The sequence below is a fragment of the Achromobacter sp. GbtcB20 genome (genome assembly GCF_019091095.1).
Taxonomy (GTDB): Bacteria; Pseudomonadota; Gammaproteobacteria; order Burkholderiales; family Burkholderiaceae_B; genus Achromobacter; species Achromobacter mucicolens.
Genome location: NZ_JAGXJZ010000009.1, coordinates 189,053 through 207,593 on the forward strand (window position 1 = coordinate 189,053; position 18,541 = coordinate 207,593).

Consider the following 18,541-nt stretch of genomic DNA (forward strand, 5'->3'; position numbering starts at 1 on the left):
CCGCCCGTTCAGACCGGCCAGCCGGCCTGCCGGTGCGCCGAGTCCCAGAACATCCATTCAAGTTGCGCGGCGCGCGTGTAGGCCTGGTGCATCGCTTCCACGGTCTGCGGCGAGGCGGTTTGGGCGGCCCGATCCACGGTGGCGATCACCGCGCGGACCAGCGCGTGGAAGTCATCGTCGGCGTAGGTGTCGATCCAGGCGGCGTACGGATTGGGCCGAACGGCGCGCGCGTGGATGTCGCGCCCGATCTCCGCGTAGATCCAGAAGCAGGGAAGCAGGGCAGCCAGGGCGACCGGATAGGGTGCGCTCCAGGCGGTGGCGATGAGGAAGCTGGTGTAGTGATGGCTCGCCGGCGTCAGCGGCGTGGCCTCGAACGTGGCCGCGTCGATGCCGAACTGCTGCATGAAACTGGCATGCAGGCTGCGTTCGGCCACGACGGCGCCCTTGGCGGCTTCGGCAAACTGCACGACGCCGTCTGCGTCGTCGGCCTTGGCGGCGGCAATGGCCAGCGCGCGTCCAAACGCGACCAGATAGTGCGCGTCCTGGATCATGTAGTGCTTGAACGCATCCTCGGCAAGCTGGCCGCTGGCCAGTTCGCGGTTGAACGGCATGTCGCGCGTCTTTTCATAGAGCGCGGCGTTGCGGGTCCAGGCGTCGGAGCTGAAAGACATGGAATTCCTCTTAGGCGTCGCCTCGCGCGCGCGTGGATGCGCGGCGCCGGCGGGGCATAAGCGTACCAAGACAGCGGGGGGAGATTCAGGCCGCGCGCTTGCGGTGATGTCGGGCGAATTCCAGGAGCGCGTCGCGCAGCACCACGGCCTGATTGTGTTCGGTGTTGCGCGCACCGTACAGCAGGGTCAGGGGGCGATCGCCCGCGGCCTCCAGCAAGGCCGCCATGCGCGCTTGCTGCTCGGGCGTGGCCAGTTCGGCCAGGTACTTGGCGCGGAATGCGTCCCAGCGTTCCTCGACGTGGCTGAACCATTTGCACAGTTCAGCGCTGGGGGCGATGTCGCGGGCCCATTCGTCCAGGCCGAGGTCCGCGCGGCGCAGGCCGCGAGGCCACATGCGGTCGACGAGGGCAAGGTAATGCCCTTGCGGACCGGTGCCTTCGTAAACGCGCTGCACGATGATGCGGGACGATTTCATGCCGGCTCCTGCGACGTGGGTGCGGACAGTCTACTTCACGGGCCGAGCGGCCAAGGCCACGCGCGCGGTCAGTTCGCACGTCGTTGAGCCGCCACGGCAAGAACCTGAACGGTAACTGAATGTATATAACCTGCGTCTTTCTTCCCTGAAATCGAGGTCTATTGCCACGGAAGTCACGTCATCTGCGGGCTGTGTCCCCGCCTCGAGACAGAGAGGCTTGTCGGGCTGCGGCGTTGTGGTTTACATTCGCTTAAATTCTATGTAACAACTCCGTTGGAGGCCGACCCAGTCGGCCTTTTTTTGAACCCACGCCCAACAGTCGTGGCTTGGCCAGGCTGCCTGGCGCCCCTTGCCGTCATGCCGCCACGCCATCATCCCGTCCTCCTTGCCTTGCCTGGCACCGCCGACACCCTTTGCCGGCATCGGCAGGCCCCTGCGCAACCCCCCTGCAGCAGCCCGCTGCTCCGCCCATGCTGAATTCCGACGATCTTCCCGCTAGCCACGCCGGGACGGGCGGCTCCTTGCGCATCCTGCATACGGAAGCCGCCACGGCCTTCGGCGGCCAGGAATTCTGTATCTATAAGGAGATGGTCGCCATGCGCGAGCGCGGCCATCACCTGGAAGCGGTCTGCCAGCCGCACGCCGAACTGACGCAGCGGCTTCGCGACGCCGGGTTCACCGTGCACACCGTGAACATGGACGGCGCCGTCAATTTCGTGCGCAGCGTGGCGTTCGTGCGGCGCGTGGCGGCGCGCGGCCGCTTCGACGTGGTCAACACGCACAGCCGCTGCGACACGGTGCGCGCGGCAATGGGCGCGCGCCTTGCCCGCACCCCGCTCATCGTGCGCACCCGCCACCTGGCCAAGCCGATCAACTCGTTGTACGCCTACACGTGGCTGGCCCACCGCGTCATCGCCGTGAGCCGGCACGTGCAACGCCAATTGCTGGATGGCGGCGCGCCGCCCGAGGCCGTCGCCACCATCCATTCGCCGATTGTGTTGCCCGAAGGCGACGGCAAGGGCAGCCTGCGGCAGGAACTCGGCCTGCCGGCCGATGCGCTGGTCGTGGGCTGTGTGGCCGTCATGCGCACGGAAAAGGGCCATGCCGACCTGATCGACGCTTTCCAGCGGGTGCTGGCCGCGTTTCCGCAAGCCCATCTGGTGCTGGCCGGAGACGGCATGCCGGTGTTCGAGCGCCTGAAGGGACAGGTTCAGGCGCTGGGCCTGGCGTCCCGCGTGCACTTTCTGGGCCGGCGGCATGACATCGGCAACGTGCTGCAGGCGTTTGACGTGTTCGCCTTGCCGACCCATCGCGAAGCCTTCGGCACGGCATTTGTCGAAGCTGCCGCCATGGGCGTGCCCGTGATTGGCACGGACGTGGGGGGCGTTCCCGAAACCATGCAGGCGGGCGTGACCGGCCTGCTCGTGCCGCCGCGCGATCCCGCTGCATTGGCCGCCGCGCTGGAAAGCCTGCTCGCCGACCCCGAACGCCGCCGCCGCATGGGCGAGGCGGGCCGGGAGCTCATTCGGGGGCAGGGGCTTTTCAGCGTCGACCGCGCGGCGCAGTTGGTCGAAGCGGCCTACGCACGCTGGCTGGGAGAACGGCGGGGGCGGGCCCCCGCGGCGCCCAGCGGCTCGATGCCGTAGAACGGTTGGTGCGGTAGAAAGCCAGTGCGGTAAAACGGTCAGTGCGCGGGACCGCTCAATGCCACAGCAGCGCGTTCATCGCTTCGACCAGACGGTCGCGGTAGCGCGGCAGCAGGGCCGACACCGCTTCTTGCCGGCGCTTCCAGGAATCGGGCTCGGCGCCCGGCGCGATGCGCGGCGCCGCCCAGATCGGATCCGGAAAATGCCGGTCGCCGCGCCAGCGCGGGATCACGTGCCAATGCAGATGCGGCACCATGTTGCCGAGCGATGCCAGGTTGACCTTGTCGGGCGTCAGGATCGCCTGCTGCGTCTCCTCGACCACATACACCGCCCGCATGAGCAGGTCGCGCCCGTGCGTGGACAGGCTGGTCATCTCGGCCAGGTGAGCGTTCCAGATCACCCGCGTAAACCCCGGATAGTCGGGGTCCTCGACCTCGATGATGCGCAGGTGCGGTCCCCGCCACAAGAGCGTGCCGCCGTCTTCCTGGCACAGCGGACAGTTGGGATCGCGCGCGCTCAAGCCATCACCTTGCGGTACTGGATGAAGCCGGACCGGTCGGCAATGCGGTCGTAGAGTTGCATGGCGGTCGCGTTGGTTTCGTGCGTCAGCCAATAGACGCGGGCGCAATTGGCCGCGGCGGCTTCGGCGTAGACGTGTTCGATCAGCTTGCGCCCGGCGCCCGTGCCGCGGGCCTCCTGGTCCACATACAGATCCTGCAAATAGCAGTAATCGCCCGCGGTCCAGGTGGAGCGGTGGAAGATCCAGTGCACCAAGCCCACCGCGCGGCCGCTTTCGTAGGCCAGCGCCGCGTGCATGGGCTCGGCCGGATCCAGAAAGCGGGCCCACGTGTTGCGCGTGACGGCGTCATCGATGCTGACGCGGTAGAAGTCCTGGTAGCCCTTCCACAGCGGCAGCCATGCGTCGAAGTCAGCGGCAACGATGGGACGGATATCTGCGGTACTCATGGGGCGGAGCCTCCTGGCGGAATTCAGAGTTGGTTTTCCATGGCTTCGACGATATGCCGCAGCACTTGCAGCCGAGCGTAACGCTTGTCGTTGGCCGACACCAGATGCCAGGGCGCGTGAGGCACGTCGGTCCGCATCATCATCTCGTTGGCCGCCGCCGAGTACTCGGGCCATTTTTCGCGGTTGCGCCAGTCCTCGGGCGTGATCTTGAAATTCTTGAACGGCGATTTTTCGCGTTCGCGAAAGCGGGCAAGCTGTTCGTCGGGCGTGACCGCCAGCCAGAACTTGAGCACCAGCGCGCCGCTGGCCGCCAGCTGTTCTTCGAAGTCGTTGATCTCTGCGTAGGCCCGGCGCCACTTGGCGGGGGGGATCAGCTTCTCGACTCGCTCGACTAGCACGCGGCCATACCAGGAGCGGTCGAAGATCGCGATCCGGCCATGGCGGGGAATGCGCCGCCAGAACCGCCACAGGTAAGGACGGGCCAATTCTTCGGAGCTGGGCGCGGACACGGGCGTGATGTCGAATTGCCGGGCGTCCAGCGCGTGCGTGACGCGGCGGATGGCGCCGCCCTTGCCGGCTGCATCCTGTCCCTCGAACACCACGATCAGCGAGCGATCCTTGAACTTGTCGGAGCGGGCGGCGAGCGCCAGCCGGCCTTGCAGCAGGCCGAGTTCGGATTCGTAGTCTTCCTTCTCGACCTTGGCGTCATAGTCCAGCTTGCCCAGGCGGTCGACGATGCGCGTCGTGCTGGAATGCGCCACGAAGGCGGGCGGCAGGCGCGGCACGCCGCGCCGGCGCAGCGCCGTCAGCACCGCCTCGGCCGTGCGCGCGGTGCGCATGTTCTCGTCGGCGCTGGGGATCACCACCCAGGGCGCGTGACCGCAGTCCGTGTGATTGAGCACGACGTGCGCACCCGACCGGATGCGGTCGAAACGCTTGTTCACCTTCATGTCGACCGGGCTGACTTGCCACGCGGTCTCGGGACTGGCGAGCAGGCGCTGCGCCCGTTCCTTTTGCGCCTTGGCCGACAGGTGGAACCACAGCTTGACGATCTGCACGCCTTCCGAGGCCAGCATCGTTTCAAAGCGCATGATGGCGGCGGCATGGGCCTCGATGGCGTCTGCATTGGGCTTCTTGCGCACGGCTTCGATGACCAGCGGCGTGTACCAGGAGCCGAACACGATGCCGGTGCTGCCCTTGGGCGGCAGATCGCGCCAATAGCGCCACAACGGCGGGCGATCCAGTTCGTCGCCCTCGCGTGGCCCATAGGCCAGCGTGCGGATGTGGCGCGGATCCATCCATTCGTTGAGCAGGTTGATCGTGGCGCCCTTGCCGGCCCCGTCGATGCCCGCCACGACGACCAGAAGCGTCTTGTCGGCCTGGCGCAGGCGTTCGTACTGCGCATTCAGCAGTCCGACCCGCAGCCGCGTTTCCAGCGCCTTGAATTCATCTTTGGAGAGGGTAGGGTCTGCTTCGGCTTCGGCGAACATGGATGCGTCGGATCGGGTGGCTGCGATCGGGCGATCTTGCGGGATATGGCCGTGCGGCGCAAGTGCGCCGCGGCCAGGTGTCAAAGCGCGTTGACGGGAATCTTCAGATACCGCACGCCGTTGTCCTCGGCCGGCGGGAAATGTCCCGCGCGGATGTTCACCTGGATGGCGGGCAGGATCAGTGTGGGCATCGATAGTGTCGCGTCCCGCCGGGTGCGCATGGCGACGAATTCATCTTCGGTGATGCCATCGCGCACGTGGATGTTGCCGCGGCGCTGGTCGGCCACGGTGGTCTGCCAGGCCGCGTCGCGGCCCTCGGGCGGATAGTCGTGACACATGAAGAGGCGCGTGTCGTCGGGCAGGCTCAAGAGGCGCCGGATCGATTGGTACAGCAGGTGCGCATCGCCGCCCGGGAAATCGCAGCGCGCCGTGCCGACATCGGGCATGAACAGCGTGTCGCCCACAAACGCTGCGTCGCCGATCAGGTAGGCCATGTCGGCTGGCGTGTGTCCCGGCACGTGCACCGCCGTGGCGGTCAGCGCGCCGATCTGAAAGGTCTCGCCGTCGGCGAACAGATGGCCGAACTGCGATCCATCGAGCTGAAAGGCCGGCTCCAGGTTCAGGATGTTCTTGAACACGCCCTGCACGCTGCGGATGCTTTGGCCGATGGCGATGACGCCGCCCAGCTGCCGTTGCAGATAGGGCGCGGCGGACAGGTGATCGGCGTGTGCATGGGTTTCCAGCAGCCAGACCGTCCGCAGGCCGCGCGCGCGGACATAGTCGGCCACGCGGTCCGCGTTGGCGGTGCTGGTGCGGCCCGATTTGGGGTCGAAGTCCAGCACCGAATCGATGATGGCGCAGGCGCCGCCCGGCTCAGGCTCGTGAACGGCGTAGGTGATGGTCGAGGTGACGGGGTCAAAGAAGGCCTGGATGTGCGGATTCATGGGGGCTCGGGAATGGAGGGCGGGCACGTCGGAACAGTTTACGTAAAAAAATAATATTTGCGAATAGTTTATTCAGAAATATAATGACGACGCTGTTGCCTCGTTTTTCCTCCACTGTCAGCGCCCCGCCATGAATGCCCCGCTTACCGAATGTGAAGTCTCCTCCCTGCGTGAATCGGCCTCCCAGGCCTGCACGCTGCTCAAGGCCCTGGCCAACGAAGACCGCTTGCTCCTCTTGTGCCAGCTCGTCCACCACGAACGCAACGTCGGCGAGCTGGAATCGCTGACCGGCATCCGCCAGCCCACGCTCTCGCAGCAGCTTGGCGTACTGCGCGACGAAGGCCTCGTCGTCACGCGGCGCGAAGGCAAGTACGTCTACTACCAGATGGCCAGTTTCGAGGTCAGCCAGGTGATGAAAACCCTGTCCAGCCTGTACTGCGGACGCGCACTGGAGTCGCTCAAATGAACGTGGACTGGTCTGCCTTTACGCCCCTTGCCGGCACGGCGGGGGGGCTCCTTATCGGCGCCGGCGCGGTCTTGCTGATGCTGGGCGCCGGGCGCATTGCCGGCATCAGCGGCATCGTGGGTGGTCTTTTCACCCCGACCCGAGGCGACGGTTGGCGCGTGGCCTTCCTGCTGGGACTGTGCGCCGCGCCATGGGTCTACCGGCTGTTCGCCACCCTGCCGTCCATCACCGTCGATGCCAGCACGCCCCGGCTGATCGTGGCCGGCCTGCTCGTCGGTATCGGCACGCGATACGGGTCCGGCTGCACCAGCGGCCACGGCGTCTGCGGTCTGTCCCGCGGATCTCGCCGTTCGTTCGTCGCGACGGCAATCTTCATGGCGGCCGGATTCGTGACGGTCTACGTGTTGCGCCACGCGGTGGGAGGCTGACATGGCTGCGATCTACGCTTTTGCCGCCGGGCTCGTCTTCGGATTCGGCCTGTTGGTGTCGGGACTTGCCGACCCCGCGCGCGTGTTGGGATTTCTGGACCTGGCAGGCTTGTGGAATCCCACCCTGGCGTTCGTGATGGGCGGCGCGGTCGTCGTGGCCAGCATCGGATTTGCGCGCTTGCGTCGCCGCCGCGCCAGCCTGTCGGGCGAACCCATGCGCTGGCCGCAGGCCACGCAGCTGGACTGGCGTCTGGCCGGCGGCAGCCTGGCGTTTGGCGTGGGCTGGGGCGTGGCGGGATTCTGTCCCGGACCCGCCGTCGTCGCCGCGGCGGCCGGCATCGGCGAGGCCGGCATTTTTGTGGTCGCCATGCTTGCGGGGATGGCGATCCACGCCATCATCGAACGCGCCCGGCGCGGCGGGGCCTGACCCGGCGTCCGCCGCCTTACTCGTACGTGCGGATGTCGTCGATCACCTTGCCGTCGTTCGGCAGGCCGCCTGCGTCCACCCATTGCACATCGGCGCGCAGCTTGGTCACGTCGCGCGCCGAATCGGCGATGCGCTTGGCCAGGTCATCGTTCTGCTCGCGCGACTCCACCTTGAGCACCATGCGGTCCGAGCCCGTGCTGCCGCTGATGACCAGCCGCGCCCGCAGGATTTCCGGATGCCGCCGGACCACGTCGGCCACCTGCGAGGGGTGCACGAACATGCCGCGCACCTTGGTCGTCTGGTCGGCGCGCCCCATCCAGCCCTTGATGCGGGTGTTGGTGCGCCCGCACGGCGAAACGCCGGGCATCACCGCCGACAGGTCGCCGGTGCCGAACCGCACCAGCGGGTAATCCGGGTTCAGCGTGGTCACCACGACCTCGCCGACTTCGCCGTCGCGCACGGGCTCGCCGGTGCCCGGACGCACGATTTCGACGATGATGTCCTCGCCCACCACCAGCCCCTCGCGGGCAGGCGTCTCGAAAGCGATCATGCCCAGGTCGGCGCTGCCGTACGCCTGGTAGCCATCGATGCCGCGCGCCGCCAGCCAGTCGCGCAGCGAGGGCGGGAAGGCCTCTCCGGAAACCAGCGCGCGGCGCAGCGAATCGAGCTTCACGCCCAGTTCATCGGACTTTTCCAGGATGATCTTCAGGAAGCTGGGCGTGCCGGTGTAGCCGCTGGGCGACAGGTCCTGAATCGCGCGCACCTGCTGTTCGGTCTGCCCGGTGCCGCCGGGGAATACGGTGCAGCCCACCGCGTGCGCGGCCGTCTCCATCATCGAGCCGGCCGGCGTGAAGTGATAGGAAAAGCAGTTGTAGGCCAGTTCGCCGGCGCGAAAGCCCGCCGCGTACAGGGCGCGCGCAAAGCGCCAGTAATCCGAGCGCGCGCTTTCCGGTTCGTAGATCGGGCCCGGCGAGGCAAACACCCGCATCGCTTCGCCCCAACCGATCGCGGAAAAGCCGCCGAAAGCCTTGGCGGGCCCAGTGGGCCGGGCGGCGTCATCGCGGCTGTGCTGCTGGCGTTCAAGCAATTCGTGCTTGCGCAGCACCGGCAGCCGGGCCAGCGCCTCGCGCGAGGTGACCGTGGCCGGGTCCACGCCGCGCAATTGCTCGGCGATGGCCGGCGCGCGCGCGATGGCCCGCGCAATCGCCCCAGGCAGGGCCGCCATCAGATCGCGCTCGCGTTGCTCGGGCGCTCGGGTTTCGAGGTCATCGAAAAACTCGGACATGGAATCGCACCTTCTCGTGTGCCGGTTGGCGGCGCCGTTGCCGGCGCCATGCGGCAAGCGCTGGCTTGCCCGCGTCGGAAATCAGGCCAGCCAGCGTTTGCGGCGGCGGTAGAACTTGTTGTCCCGGAAACTCTTGCGCTCGCCGCTGGAGATGCCCAGGTAAAACTCCTTGACGTCCTCGTTCTGCGCCAGGTCGGACGCGGCGCCGTCCATCATCACGCGCCCGTTCTCCAGGATGTAGCCGTAATCGGCGTAGCGCAGGGCGATGTTGGTGTTCTGCTCGGCCAACAGAAAGCTCACGCGCTCGCGCTGGTTCAGGTCGCGCACGATCTCGAAGATTTCTTCGACGATCTGCGGCGCAAGACCCATCGACGGTTCATCCAGCAGGATCATGTTCGGGTTGGCCATCAGCGCGCGGCCGATCGCGGTCATCTGCTGCTCGCCGCCCGAGGTGTATCCGGACTGGCTGGTGCGCCGCTGCTTCAAGCGCGGGAAATACTGGTAGACCCGTTCAAGCGCGGCGGCGGTGTCGCCGCGGCTCATGCTGCGCGTATAGGCGCCGGTCAGCAGGTTTTCCTCGATGGTGAGGTGGGCGAAGCAGTGCCGGCCTTCCATCACCTGCACGACGCCGCGCTTGACCAGCTCGGCCGGCGTCAGCTTTTCGATGCGCTGGCCGCGGTACTGGATGTTGCCCTTGGTGACGTCGCCGCGCTCGCCCTTGAGCAGATTGGAGATCGCGCGCAGCGTGGTGGTCTTGCCCGCGCCGTTCGCGCCCAGCAGCGCCACGATCCTGCCTTCGGGCACCTGCAGGGACACGCCCTTGAGCACCAGGATCACGTGGTTGTAGATCACCTCGATGCCGTTCACATCGAGCAGCACCGGCGGGGCGCCTGCGGCGGCAATATTGGCGTCGTTCATAAACATTCCTGCAGCGTGGCGGCGGCCGGCCGGAAAGCCGGCCGCCGGGTCATATCAACATGCGTTGCGCACCCGCGGCGTGGCCGCCGCGGGCGCTCCAGGGGCATCACTCACACTTGCGGGGCGTAATGTTCTTTTCCTTGGCGTACTTGGCCGCCGATTCCTTGACCATCGGGTCCAGGATCGTCTTGTCGGCCTGATACCAGTCGGAAACGACCTTGAACTTGGAACCGTCCCACTGCACGATGCGAGCCCAGTCGTCGCCCTTGTGGTTGGCGCACGAAGTCTTGACCGGACGCATGATCTGGCCAAAGCCCAGCTTGTCGAGCTTTTCCTGCGTCAGGTCGAGGTTCTCGAAGCCCCAGCGCACCTGCTCCGGCGTCAGCGCCTTGCCCTTGCCGTACTTCTCCTGCGCGGCGCGGATCGCTTCGACCTGCAGCATCGAGATCATCATGCCGCGCGTGTGGGCGATGGTGCCCAACGTGGTCTTGCCGGTCTTGTCCGCGCCTTGGCCCTTGTCGTAGACGTACTTCTTCAGATCGTCGTAGACCTTGTCGCTGTCGGCGCCGCTGTTGTGGATGGTGATGGCGTTGTAGCCCTTGGCGACATCGCCCAGGTCCTTGACGTCGCCTTCCGAGCCGGCCCACCAGATCGCGTACATCTTGTCGCGCGGATAGCCGCTGGCCTGTGCTTCGCGGATGGCGGTGGGCGTCATGATGCCCGCGCTCCACAGCAGCACGTAGTTCGGGCGCGCCTGGCGGATCTGCAGCCAGGTGGACTTCTGCTCAACGCCCGGCGCCGTCACCGGGTACAGCAGCAGTTCAAAGCCTTCCTTGGCCGCGCGCTTTTGCAGCAGCGGGATCGGTTCCTTGCCGTACGGCGAGTCGTGATAGACCAGGGCGATCTTCTTGCCCTTGAGCTTGTCCATGCCGCCTTCTTTCTTGGCGATGTCCTGGATCATCACGTCGGCGGCGGTCCAGTACGTGCCCAAGAGCGGGAAGTTCCACTCGAACACGCTGCCGTCCACCGATTGCGACAGGCCGTAGCCCATCGTTTCCACGGGCACCTTGTCGACGATGGCCTTGTCGCTGACCGCGAAGGTGATGCCGGTGGACTGGGTGTCGAAGCCCGATGCGCCGGTGCCCTTGCCCTTCAGGCGCTCGTAGCATTCCACGCCGCGGTCCGTGGCGTAGGCGGTTTCGCATTCTTCGTACGTGATCTTGACGCCGTTCACGCCGCCATCGCGCTCGTTCACGAGCTTCAGGTAATCCAGCTTGCCATCGGCCCAGGGAATGCCCAGCGGCGCGAACGATCCCGTGCGATACACCAGCAACGGAACGAACTGCTCTTCGGCCGCCATTGCCGGCGTGGCCACGGCGCCTGCGGCGCCGGCTGCGGCCATCAAGGCTGCCGCCAACTTCAGGTTAAGACGCTTCATCTCCATTTACCTCCTGCGTGGTGTTTGGGTCGGTCAACCCTGTGACACCGGGATTGGCCCGGTCTTGAGCCGGGTATTCGGGGCGGGGGTCCAGCGCGGTTGTGCTGCGATGGACCCACGGAAATCAAAACGAAACACGATCAGTGCGGGAACGGCCAGATCCTCAACTTCTCCTTGCCGATGCTCCACAGCCGCGCCAGGCCGTGCGGCTCGGCGATCAGGAAGAACACGATCAGCGCGCCGAACACCATGTGCTCGATGTGGGCGGCGGTGTCCACCGACAGCGGCAGGCCAAGCATGTGCGGAATGTTGGACAGCGCCACGGGCACCAGCACGATGAACGCGGCGCCAAAGAAGCTGCCGATGATCGAACCCAGCCCGCCGATGATGACCATGAACAGCAGCTGGAACGAGCGGCCCAGGTCGAACGCCAGCGGCTCCCACGAACCCAGGTGGATGTAGCCCCACAAGGCGCCGGCCACGCCGACGATGAACGAACTGACCGCAAACGCCGTCAGCTTGGCGTACATGGGCCGGATGCCGATGACGGAAGCGGCGACGTCCATGTCGCGGATCGCCATCCATTGGCGTCCGATGGCGCCGCGCACCAGATTCTTGGCCAGCAAGCTGAAGATGACGACCAGGATCAGCACGAACAGGTACTTCTCCATGGCGCTCTGCACCGGCAGCCCGAAGGCCGTGAGCGGCGGCACCGACACGCTTCCCGAGGACGAATAGTTGGTGAAGAAGGGGATGCGCAGGAACGCCCAGTCCACGAAGAACTGCGCGGCCAGTGTCGCCACCGCGAGGTACAGGCCACGGATGCGCAGGCTGGGGATGCCGAAGATCACGCCGACAAGGGTGGCAAAGCAGCCCCCCAACAGAATCTGCACCACCAGCGGCATGCCGGGAAAGCGCACGCCGAAGTTCCACGCCGCATACGCGCCCACCGCCATGAAGGCGCCTGTTCCCAGCGAGATCTGGCCGCAGTAGCCGACCAGGATGTTCAGGCCCACGGCGGCCAGCGCCAGGATCAGGAACGGAATCAGGATGGCGCGCAGCAGATAGTCGCTGGCCATCGCCGGCACGGCGATGAACGCCACCGCCATCAGCAGCCAGATGAAGACGCGATCCTGGCGGATCGGGAAGATCTGCTGGTCAGCGCGATAGCTGGTCTTGAATTGGCCGTTTTCGCGATAGAACATGTTTTATCCTCGGTGACGCAGGCTTAGACGCGGTCGATGATCTTCTCGCCGAACAGCCCTTGCGGACGGAACAGCAGGAACACCAGCGCCAGCACATAGGCGAACCAGATTTCGATGCCGCCGCCCACCAGCGACCCCAGATACACCTCGGACAGCTTTTCCCCCCCCCCGATGATGAGCCCGCCCAGAATGGCGCCCGGCACCGACGTCAAACCGCCCAGGATCACCACCGGCAACGCGCGCAGCGCGGCGGTGGACAACGTGAACTGCACGCCGAACTTCGATCCCCAGATGATCCCGGCCACCAGCGCCACCAGACCCGCCACGCTCCACACGATCACCCAGATGCGGTTCAGCGGAATGCCGATCGACTGCGCGGCCTGATGGTCGTCGGCCACGGCGCGCAGCGCACGGCCCGTCGAGGTGTACTGGAAGAAGAGCGCCAGCGCCGCCACCAGCAGCGCCGCAATGACCGCGGCGGTCAGGTCCTCCAGGTTGATGAGCAGCCCCCCCTCGAACACCGAGTCCAGGATCAACAGCGGATCCTTGGGCATGCCGACATTGATGGAATACACCGAGCTGCCGAACGTGATCTGGCCCAGTCCGTCCAGGAAATAGCTGATGCCCAGCGTGGCCATCAGGAGCGTGGTGGCTTCCTGGTTGACCAGATGGCGCAGCACGAAGCGTTCGATCGCCACGGCCAGCAGGAACATCACGATCGCGCTGACAATGAACGCCAGCACGTTGGCCAGGATCATGTTGTCAAAGCCCAGCCAGCGCGGCAGCCATTCCGAAAAGCGCGCCATCGACAGCGCCGCCACCAGCACCATCGCGCCCTGCGCGAAGTTGAAGACGCCGGACGCCTTGAAGATCAGCACGAAGCCCAGGCCGATCAGCGCGTACAGCATGCCGCTCATCAGGCCGCCGAATAAGGTCTCTAGAAAAAATCCCATGTCTTTCCGCCTTGGGTTGTCCGGCTTAGTGCGACACGCCGAGATAGGCGCGAATGACGTCTTCATTTGCCCGAACTTCATCGGGCTTGCCGTCGCCGATCTTCTTGCCGTAGTCCAGCACGACCACGCGGTCCGAGATGTCCATGACCACGCCCATGTCGTGTTCGATCAGCACGATGGTCGTGCCAAACTCATCGTTCACATCCAGGATGAAGCGGCTCATGTCCTGCTTTTCCTCGATGTTCATCCCGGCCATCGGCTCGTCCAGCAGCAACAGGCGCGGCTCCATCGCCAGCGCGCGGCCCAGGTCGACGCGCTTTTGCAGGCCATAGGGCAGGCGGCCGACCGGCGTCTTGCGGTAGGCCTGGATTTCCAGGAAGTCGATGATGTTCTCGACGAACTCGCGATGCTGGATCTCTTCGCGCTCGGCAGGCCCCAGGCGGAACGCCTGCGCCAGCAGGCCGCTCTTCATGCGCAGGTTGCGGCCCGTCATGATGTTGTCTAGCACGCTCATGCCCTTGAACAGCGCCAGGTTCTGGAACGTGCGCGCGATGCCCATCTCGGCGGCGCGGCGCGGGTTCATGCGCGAGAACCGCTGGTTGCGGAATTCAATGCCGCCTTGCTGCGGCGTGTACACGCCGTTGATGACGTTGAGCATGGAGCTCTTGCCCGCGCCGTTGGGCCCGATGATGGCGCGGATCTCGTGCTCGCGCACGTTGAAGGAAATATCGGTCAGCGCCTTGACGCCGCCGAAGGACAAGGAGATGTTCTGCATGTCCAGCATGACATCGCCGATACGCTGGTCGCGGTCGTTATGGCTCATGATCTCTACGCGGCTCGGGCGGTGATGGCGGGAAACGTCTTGACCGGGCAGATCCGCAGATCCGCCGAAATCTTGCCGGTGCGTCCGTCTTCGAATTTCACTTCAGTCTCGATGAACTGCGACTGCTTGCCGCCAAAGAGCGCATCGATCAGCACGCCATACTTCTGCGCGATGAAGGCGCGGCGCACCTTGCGCGTGCGGGTCAGCTCGTCGTCATCGGGGTCCAGTTCCTTGTGCAGGATCAGGAAGCGGCTGATCTGCGAGGCCGCCAGCTTGGGATCGGTCGCCAGGTCCGCATTGACCTGCTCCACGCATTCGGCAATGAGCTGATAGACCTCGTCCTTGCCCGCCAGGTCCGTGTAGCCGGCGTAGGCCAGGCCGCGGCGCTCGGCCCAGTTGCCCACGGCTTCCAGGTCGATGTTGATGAACGCGCACACATCCTCGCGGTTCGCGCCAAACGCCACCGCTTCCTTGATGTGCTGGAAGAACTTGAGCTTGTTCTCGATGTACTTGGGCGCGAAGAGGCTGCCGTTGGCCAGCTTGCCCACGTCCTTGGCGCGATCGATGATCTTGAGCTGTCCGTCGGTGTCCAGGTAACCGGCATCGCCCGTGTGGAACCAGCCATCGGCGCTGCGCGCCTCGGCCGTGGCGTCCGGATTGCGGTAGTACTCCTTGAACAGGCCCGGGCTCTTGACCAGGATCTCGCCGTTGTCGGCCACGCGGATTTCCACGCCGGCCACGGGCGGTCCGACGGTGTCGTCGCGCACCTGCCCGTCGGGCTGCACGCAGACGAAAACCGAGGTCTCGGTGGACCCGTACAACTGCTTCAGGTTGATGCCGATGGAGCGGTAGAACACAAAGAGGTCGGGCCCGATGGCCTCGCCCGCCGTGTAGGCCACGCGCACGCGGCTCATGCCCAGCGCGTTGCGCAGCGGGCCGTAGATCAGCACGTTGCCCAGTGCATAGCGCATGCGGTCCCAGGCGTTCACGGACTCGCCGTCCAGAATCTTGGTGCCGACGCGGCGCGCCAGCTTCATGCAGGAGCCAAACAGCTTGCGCTTGAGATATCCCGCGTCTTCCATGCGGATCATCACGTGCGTCAGCAGCCCTTCCAGCACGCGCGGCGGCGCAAAGTAATAGGTGGGGCCAATGTCGCGCATGTCGATCGACACGGTATCCGGCGACTCGGGATGATTCACCGTGAAGCCCGTGACCAGCAGCTGCGTGTACGAAAACATGTTCTGGCCGATCCAGGCGGGCGGCAGGTAGGCCAGCACGTCTTCTTGGTCGGTCAGCTTTTCCATGTCGGACACGGCGCGCGCGCGGTCGATGAGCGCGTGGTGCGTCAGCACGACGCCCTTGGGCTTGCCCGTCGTGCCGGATGTGTAGAACATCGCCGCGGGGTCCTGCGGCTGCACGGCGGCCACGGCGCGCGCATAGAAGTCCGGGTGCTTGGCCGCATATTCGCTTCCCAACGCTTCCAACTGCTCGTAAGACAGCAGCATGGGATCGGCGTAGTGACGCAAACCGCGCGGGTCGTCGAAGACGACGTGCTTGAGCGCGGGGCATTGCTCGCGCACCTCGATCATCTTGTCGACCTGTTCCTGGTCCTCGACGATCGCGACGCTGATCTCCGCATCCTGCAGCACGTAGACCATTTCCTGCGCGACGGCGTCCTGATAGAGCGGAACCGGAATCGCACCGAGCGACTGCGCGGCCATCATGGCCATGTACAGACGCGGGCGATTCTCTCCGATGACGGCCACGTGCATGCCGGGCTGGATGCCAAGCGATGCGAGACCCTGCGCGACGTGACGGACATGCTCCGCCACTTCGGACCAGGTCAGGGTTTGCCAGATCCCCAGGTCTTTCTCTCGTATCGCGGGCCGCGACCCACGAACGTTGGCATGCGCGAGCAGCAGCGCCGGAAAGGTGTCCGGCGCCGCCGGCATCTGTGCAGATGCGGGCGATGAATGTGCCACGTTGTCTCCTCCGGTTTGGGCGCATCGCGCGCGGTGCCTGCGTTGAAGCAGCTGCGGCGGCGTGCTTGACCAGTTGGTTTTAGATTTACGGCAGGAGTTAAGGTATAAGGTTGGGTTGCTACCAACTGTCACCATCGCGACATTCAAGGACCTTTTAGGGTATTCCCGATGCAGCTATCCGACTCCCTGCAACTCGCCGCCGCCTGGTTCCGCGTCCTCGACGCAGAGCAGCAAGCGCGCGTGGAGCGGGACCTTTCCGTGCAGCAAGTCGTTGCCGGATCGATCATAGAGCGCAAAGGCGAACTCGCCCAGGCATGGATCGGTGTGCTTGCGGGACTGGTGAAGGTGTCGGTGGGCAATTCGGAAGGCAAGGTCGCATCGCTGACGGGCGTGCCCGCCGGCGGCTGGATCGGCGAAGGTTCGCTCCTGAAGCGCGAGGTCCGCAAATACGACATCGTGGCGCTGCGCGACTCGGTGGTGGCGCGTCTGCCGGGCGCGACGTTCGACTGGTTGCTGGATACCAGTATTCCGTTCAACCGCTATCTGCTGCACCAATTGAACGAGCGCGTGGCGCAGTTCATCGGCAAGGCGGAGTACGACCGTCTGCTGGATCCCGACGCGCGCGTCGCCCGCTGTCTGGCCGAGCTCTTCAACCCTTTGCTGTATCCGGGCATGGGCATGCGCCTGACGATTACGCAGGAAGAAGTCGGCTATCTGGCCCGTGTCTCGCGCCAGCGCGCCAATCAGGCGCTGCGCAAGCTTGAGGAAGCGGGATTGCTGAATGTCGAATACGGCGCGGTGCGCGTGCTGGATCTGGACGGCCTGAAGCAATACGGCTCGGATCGGGGCACGTCGGAAACGGAGCAGGCAGCGTAAGCCAGGGCAAGCCAAGGCGCAAAAAAAGTGTTGACGATAAATCGCGCGCTATTTAATATTGCGCCATGAAATCCAGAAATAAGACCAAAGGCGCTTTCAACCCGCTGCTGCTGGACAGCCAGTTGTGCTTCGCCTTGTACTCGACCTCGCTGGCGATGAACAAGGTCTACCGCAAGCTGTTGCGCGGGCTGGATCTGACCTATCCGCAATACCTGGTGATGCTGGTGCTGTGGGAAGGCGACGAAATCACGGTGACGGATATCGGTGATCGCCTGTTCCTGGATTCCGCCACGCTGACGCCGCTGCTCAAGCGCCTGGAAGCCGCCGGACTGGTGACGCGCAAGCGCGCCGTGAACGACGAACGCCAGGTAATCGTGAGCCTGACCAAGCAGGGCCGCGACCTGCGCGAAAAGGCCGAAGCGGTGCCGCATGCGGTCGGTGCGGCGGCGCAGTGTTCGCTGGACGAAGCGCAGGGCATGACGAAGACGCTTCACGCGCTGCGGGAAAAGCTGGTCGAAAGTCTTTGAGGTTGGGGGTGATGCCTGTCATCATCCGGTTTTATAAGTAGCGCACGATATTGTTGTTCGCTATTTAAAGTTTCAGGAAAGTCGCAAGTTCATCGTTGACCGCCAACCCGGGAAGGGTCCCGCAAGGCAAGCAGTACAAACTTCATTCAAAGGAAATACACCATGTCGATCGAAAAAGTCCTCTACCGCGCCAACGCCACCGCCACCGGAGGCCGCGAAGGCCGTGGCGTCAGCGACGACGGCAACCTGGACGTCAAGCTGACCACGCCGCGTGAACTGGGCGGCGCCGGCGCCGCGGGCACGAACCCGGAACAACTGTTCGCCGTCGGCTACTCGGCCTGCTTCCTGGGCGCCATGAAGTTCGTCGCCAACCGCGACAAGATCGCGATCCCGGCAGACGTGTCCGTGAACGGCACCGTCGGCATCGGCGCGATCCCCACCGGCTTCGGCATCGAAGTCGAACTGAAGATCTCGCTGCCGGGCCTGGACCGCGCCGAAGCCGAAAAGCTGGTCGCAGCTGCACACATCGTGTGCCCGTACTCGAACGCCACGCGCGGCAACATCGACGTGACGCTGACGATCGTTTGAGGTTGACGTTGCATTGAGGGTGATGTGACGTGAGCGTGGGCCTTGCAGGGGATGACCGAGTTGGTCGGTTGCCTGTGAGGCCCATCTTGTTTTGTGCGAGGGACTGTTTATTGGGTCATTGGTGTTGTGGCAGGCGGTTCTTCGTGGGTTGTTGATCTTGCTGCTACGAGGTGCTTCGTAGGTCGCCCGACGCCGCGGTCACCGTGGGCACGATCGCCCACGATTGCGGTCCGGAGCCTTCGCTCCGGACTCCCCCCTCGTCATCTTCGTCCGCCTTCGGCTCCCTTCAGATTCCCTCGGGCGCATCGACGGCGCTCGCACCCACGGTGCCCACGACGCCGTGCTGCGAGGGTCTGTGGTATGTGGCGCTGTAAGACCTGTGGTCAGGGAAGGGGATTTGCGGGGCCGCCGAATTGCTGCCGCCCGGGCGGCG

General features: G+C 65.2%; 20 protein-coding genes. 7 read left to right on the plus strand and 13 right to left on the minus strand.

Annotated elements, in window-relative coordinates:
- Positions 1 to 8: 8 nt before the first annotated feature.
- Entirely contained in the window at positions 9 to 671 is a 663-nt protein-coding gene (tenA, locus tag KVT32_RS14405; protein WP_217618407.1) for a thiaminase II, read from the minus strand.
- 85 nt (positions 672 to 756) lie between these two features.
- Positions 757 to 1,146: a DUF488 domain-containing protein gene (locus tag KVT32_RS14410; RefSeq protein ID WP_217618408.1), complete on the minus strand. Its 390-nt coding sequence runs from the start codon at positions 1,144 to 1,146 to the stop codon at positions 757 to 759.
- 470 nt (positions 1,147 to 1,616) lie between these two features.
- Here KVT32_RS14410 and KVT32_RS14415 point away from each other — a divergent pair, with 470 nt between their 5' ends.
- On the plus strand, positions 1,617 to 2,792 hold the full coding sequence (locus KVT32_RS14415; RefSeq protein WP_217618409.1) for a glycosyltransferase: 1,176 nt from the start codon (positions 1,617 to 1,619) through the stop codon (positions 2,790 to 2,792).
- Between the two features lie 55 nt (positions 2,793 to 2,847).
- Here the strand turns inward: KVT32_RS14415 and KVT32_RS14420 are convergent, their stop codons facing one another.
- From KVT32_RS14420 to KVT32_RS14435, 4 genes are all read right to left on the minus strand, one after another.
- A complete protein-coding gene (locus KVT32_RS14420; RefSeq protein ID WP_056327353.1) occupies positions 2,848 to 3,312 on the minus strand; it encodes an HIT family protein in 465 nt (154 codons plus the stop codon).
- Positions 3,309 to 3,758, minus strand: a complete 450-nt coding sequence (locus KVT32_RS14425) for a GNAT family N-acetyltransferase (RefSeq protein ID WP_128829567.1) — start codon at positions 3,756 to 3,758, stop codon at positions 3,309 to 3,311. Before KVT32_RS14425 ends, KVT32_RS14420 begins: the two co-directional genes overlap by 4 nt.
- 23 nt (positions 3,759 to 3,781) lie before the next feature.
- Positions 3,782 to 5,248 (minus strand): polyphosphate:AMP phosphotransferase, encoded by a 1,467-nt coding sequence (pap, locus tag KVT32_RS14430; protein ID WP_056327357.1) that lies wholly within the window; start codon positions 5,246 to 5,248, stop codon positions 3,782 to 3,784.
- An 80-nt stretch (positions 5,249 to 5,328) separates the two neighbouring features.
- Positions 5,329 to 6,192: an MBL fold metallo-hydrolase gene (locus tag KVT32_RS14435; protein ID WP_217618410.1), complete on the minus strand. Its 864-nt coding sequence runs from the start codon at positions 6,190 to 6,192 to the stop codon at positions 5,329 to 5,331.
- 130 nt (positions 6,193 to 6,322) lie between these two features.
- Between KVT32_RS14435 and KVT32_RS14440 the strand changes: the two genes are divergently transcribed.
- From KVT32_RS14440 to KVT32_RS14450, 3 genes are read left to right on the plus strand one after another with little or no spacing between them, the layout of a single operon-like run.
- A complete protein-coding gene (locus KVT32_RS14440; protein ID WP_056327361.1) occupies positions 6,323 to 6,658 on the plus strand; it encodes a helix-turn-helix transcriptional regulator in 336 nt (111 codons plus the stop codon).
- A complete protein-coding gene (locus KVT32_RS14445; RefSeq protein WP_062838915.1) occupies positions 6,655 to 7,086 on the plus strand; it encodes a YeeE/YedE family protein in 432 nt (143 codons plus the stop codon). The genes KVT32_RS14440 and KVT32_RS14445 overlap by 4 nt, the downstream gene beginning before the upstream one ends.
- 1 nt (position 7,087) lies before the next feature.
- Positions 7,088 to 7,513 carry a DUF6691 family protein gene (locus KVT32_RS14450; protein WP_142052401.1) on the plus strand — a complete coding sequence of 142 codons (426 nt, stop codon included), beginning with the start codon at positions 7,088 to 7,090 and terminating at the stop codon, positions 7,511 to 7,513.
- Between the two features lie 16 nt (positions 7,514 to 7,529).
- Here the strand turns inward: KVT32_RS14450 and KVT32_RS14455 are convergent, their stop codons facing one another.
- From KVT32_RS14455 to KVT32_RS14485, 7 genes are all read right to left on the minus strand, one after another.
- Entirely contained in the window at positions 7,530 to 8,798 is a 1,269-nt protein-coding gene (locus KVT32_RS14455; protein ID WP_175156948.1) for a phenylacetate--CoA ligase family protein, read from the minus strand.
- Between the two features lie 81 nt (positions 8,799 to 8,879).
- The gene (locus KVT32_RS14460; protein ID WP_142052405.1) at positions 8,880 to 9,716 is read right to left on the minus strand and encodes an ABC transporter ATP-binding protein; all 837 of its coding nucleotides are present in this window, start codon (positions 9,714 to 9,716) and stop codon (positions 8,880 to 8,882) included.
- A gap of 106 nt (positions 9,717 to 9,822) precedes the next feature.
- Positions 9,823 to 11,160 carry an ABC transporter substrate-binding protein gene (locus tag KVT32_RS14465; RefSeq protein ID WP_081100873.1) on the minus strand — a complete coding sequence of 446 codons (1,338 nt, stop codon included), beginning with the start codon at positions 11,158 to 11,160 and terminating at the stop codon, positions 9,823 to 9,825.
- Between the two features lie 134 nt (positions 11,161 to 11,294).
- Positions 11,295 to 12,359: a branched-chain amino acid ABC transporter permease gene (locus KVT32_RS14470; protein ID WP_056327370.1), complete on the minus strand. Its 1,065-nt coding sequence runs from the start codon at positions 12,357 to 12,359 to the stop codon at positions 11,295 to 11,297.
- Positions 12,360 to 12,382: 23 nt separating this feature from the next.
- Positions 12,383 to 13,312, minus strand: a complete 930-nt coding sequence (locus KVT32_RS14475) for a branched-chain amino acid ABC transporter permease (protein WP_217618411.1) — start codon at positions 13,310 to 13,312, stop codon at positions 12,383 to 12,385.
- 25 nt (positions 13,313 to 13,337) lie between these two features.
- Complete coding sequence (locus KVT32_RS14480; protein ID WP_056327375.1) at positions 13,338 to 14,135, minus strand: ABC transporter ATP-binding protein; 798 nt, start codon at positions 14,133 to 14,135, stop codon at positions 13,338 to 13,340.
- A gap of 5 nt (positions 14,136 to 14,140) precedes the next feature.
- Positions 14,141 to 16,117 carry a long-chain fatty acid--CoA ligase gene (locus KVT32_RS14485; protein WP_175156950.1) on the minus strand — a complete coding sequence of 659 codons (1,977 nt, stop codon included), beginning with the start codon at positions 16,115 to 16,117 and terminating at the stop codon, positions 14,141 to 14,143.
- Between the two features lie 168 nt (positions 16,118 to 16,285).
- On the opposite strand from KVT32_RS14485, the gene KVT32_RS14490 reads away from it, so the two are divergent.
- The 3 genes from KVT32_RS14490 (at position 16,286) to KVT32_RS14500 (ending at position 18,108) form a co-directional block, all read left to right on the plus strand.
- Positions 16,286 to 16,993 (plus strand): Crp/Fnr family transcriptional regulator, encoded by a 708-nt coding sequence (locus KVT32_RS14490; protein WP_056327378.1) that lies wholly within the window; start codon positions 16,286 to 16,288, stop codon positions 16,991 to 16,993.
- A 65-nt stretch (positions 16,994 to 17,058) separates the two neighbouring features.
- Positions 17,059 to 17,520: a MarR family winged helix-turn-helix transcriptional regulator gene (locus KVT32_RS14495; RefSeq protein WP_056327380.1), complete on the plus strand. Its 462-nt coding sequence runs from the start codon at positions 17,059 to 17,061 to the stop codon at positions 17,518 to 17,520.
- A 162-nt stretch (positions 17,521 to 17,682) separates the two neighbouring features.
- Complete coding sequence (locus tag KVT32_RS14500) at positions 17,683 to 18,108, plus strand: organic hydroperoxide resistance protein (protein WP_056327382.1); 426 nt, start codon at positions 17,683 to 17,685, stop codon at positions 18,106 to 18,108.
- The last annotated feature ends 433 nt before the right edge of the window (positions 18,109 to 18,541 follow it).

Excerpts from the sequence above, each read along its gene's own strand:
- tenA (WP_217618407.1), bottom strand. The coding sequence starts at position 671 with ATGTCTTTCAGCTCCGACGCCTGGACCCGCAACGCCGCGCTCTATGAA.
- KVT32_RS14410 (WP_217618408.1), bottom strand. The coding sequence starts at position 1,146 with ATGAAATCGTCCCGCATCATCGTGCAGCGCGTTTACGAAGGCACCGGT.
- KVT32_RS14415 (WP_217618409.1), top strand. The coding sequence starts at position 1,617 with ATGCTGAATTCCGACGATCTTCCCGCTAGCCACGCCGGGACGGGCGGC.
- KVT32_RS14425 (WP_128829567.1), bottom strand. The coding sequence starts at position 3,758 with ATGAGTACCGCAGATATCCGTCCCATCGTTGCCGCTGACTTCGACGCA.
- pap (WP_056327357.1), bottom strand. The coding sequence starts at position 5,248 with ATGTTCGCCGAAGCCGAAGCAGACCCTACCCTCTCCAAAGATGAATTC.
- KVT32_RS14435 (WP_217618410.1), bottom strand. The coding sequence starts at position 6,192 with ATGAATCCGCACATCCAGGCCTTCTTTGACCCCGTCACCTCGACCATC.
- KVT32_RS14440 (WP_056327361.1), top strand. The coding sequence starts at position 6,323 with ATGAATGCCCCGCTTACCGAATGTGAAGTCTCCTCCCTGCGTGAATCG.
- KVT32_RS14445 (WP_062838915.1), top strand. The coding sequence starts at position 6,655 with ATGAACGTGGACTGGTCTGCCTTTACGCCCCTTGCCGGCACGGCGGGG.
- KVT32_RS14450 (WP_142052401.1), top strand. The coding sequence starts at position 7,088 with ATGGCTGCGATCTACGCTTTTGCCGCCGGGCTCGTCTTCGGATTCGGC.
- KVT32_RS14455 (WP_175156948.1), bottom strand. The coding sequence starts at position 8,798 with ATGTCCGAGTTTTTCGATGACCTCGAAACCCGAGCGCCCGAGCAACGC.
- KVT32_RS14460 (WP_142052405.1), bottom strand. The coding sequence starts at position 9,716 with ATGAACGACGCCAATATTGCCGCCGCAGGCGCCCCGCCGGTGCTGCTC.
- KVT32_RS14465 (WP_081100873.1), bottom strand. The coding sequence starts at position 11,160 with ATGGAGATGAAGCGTCTTAACCTGAAGTTGGCGGCAGCCTTGATGGCC.
- KVT32_RS14470 (WP_056327370.1), bottom strand. The coding sequence starts at position 12,359 with ATGTTCTATCGCGAAAACGGCCAATTCAAGACCAGCTATCGCGCTGAC.
- KVT32_RS14475 (WP_217618411.1), bottom strand. The coding sequence starts at position 13,312 with ATGGGATTTTTTCTAGAGACCTTATTCGGCGGCCTGATGAGCGGCATG.
- KVT32_RS14480 (WP_056327375.1), bottom strand. The coding sequence starts at position 14,135 with ATGAGCCATAACGACCGCGACCAGCGTATCGGCGATGTCATGCTGGAC.
- KVT32_RS14490 (WP_056327378.1), top strand. The coding sequence starts at position 16,286 with ATGCAGCTATCCGACTCCCTGCAACTCGCCGCCGCCTGGTTCCGCGTC.
- KVT32_RS14495 (WP_056327380.1), top strand. The coding sequence starts at position 17,059 with ATGAAATCCAGAAATAAGACCAAAGGCGCTTTCAACCCGCTGCTGCTG.
- KVT32_RS14500 (WP_056327382.1), top strand. The coding sequence starts at position 17,683 with ATGTCGATCGAAAAAGTCCTCTACCGCGCCAACGCCACCGCCACCGGA.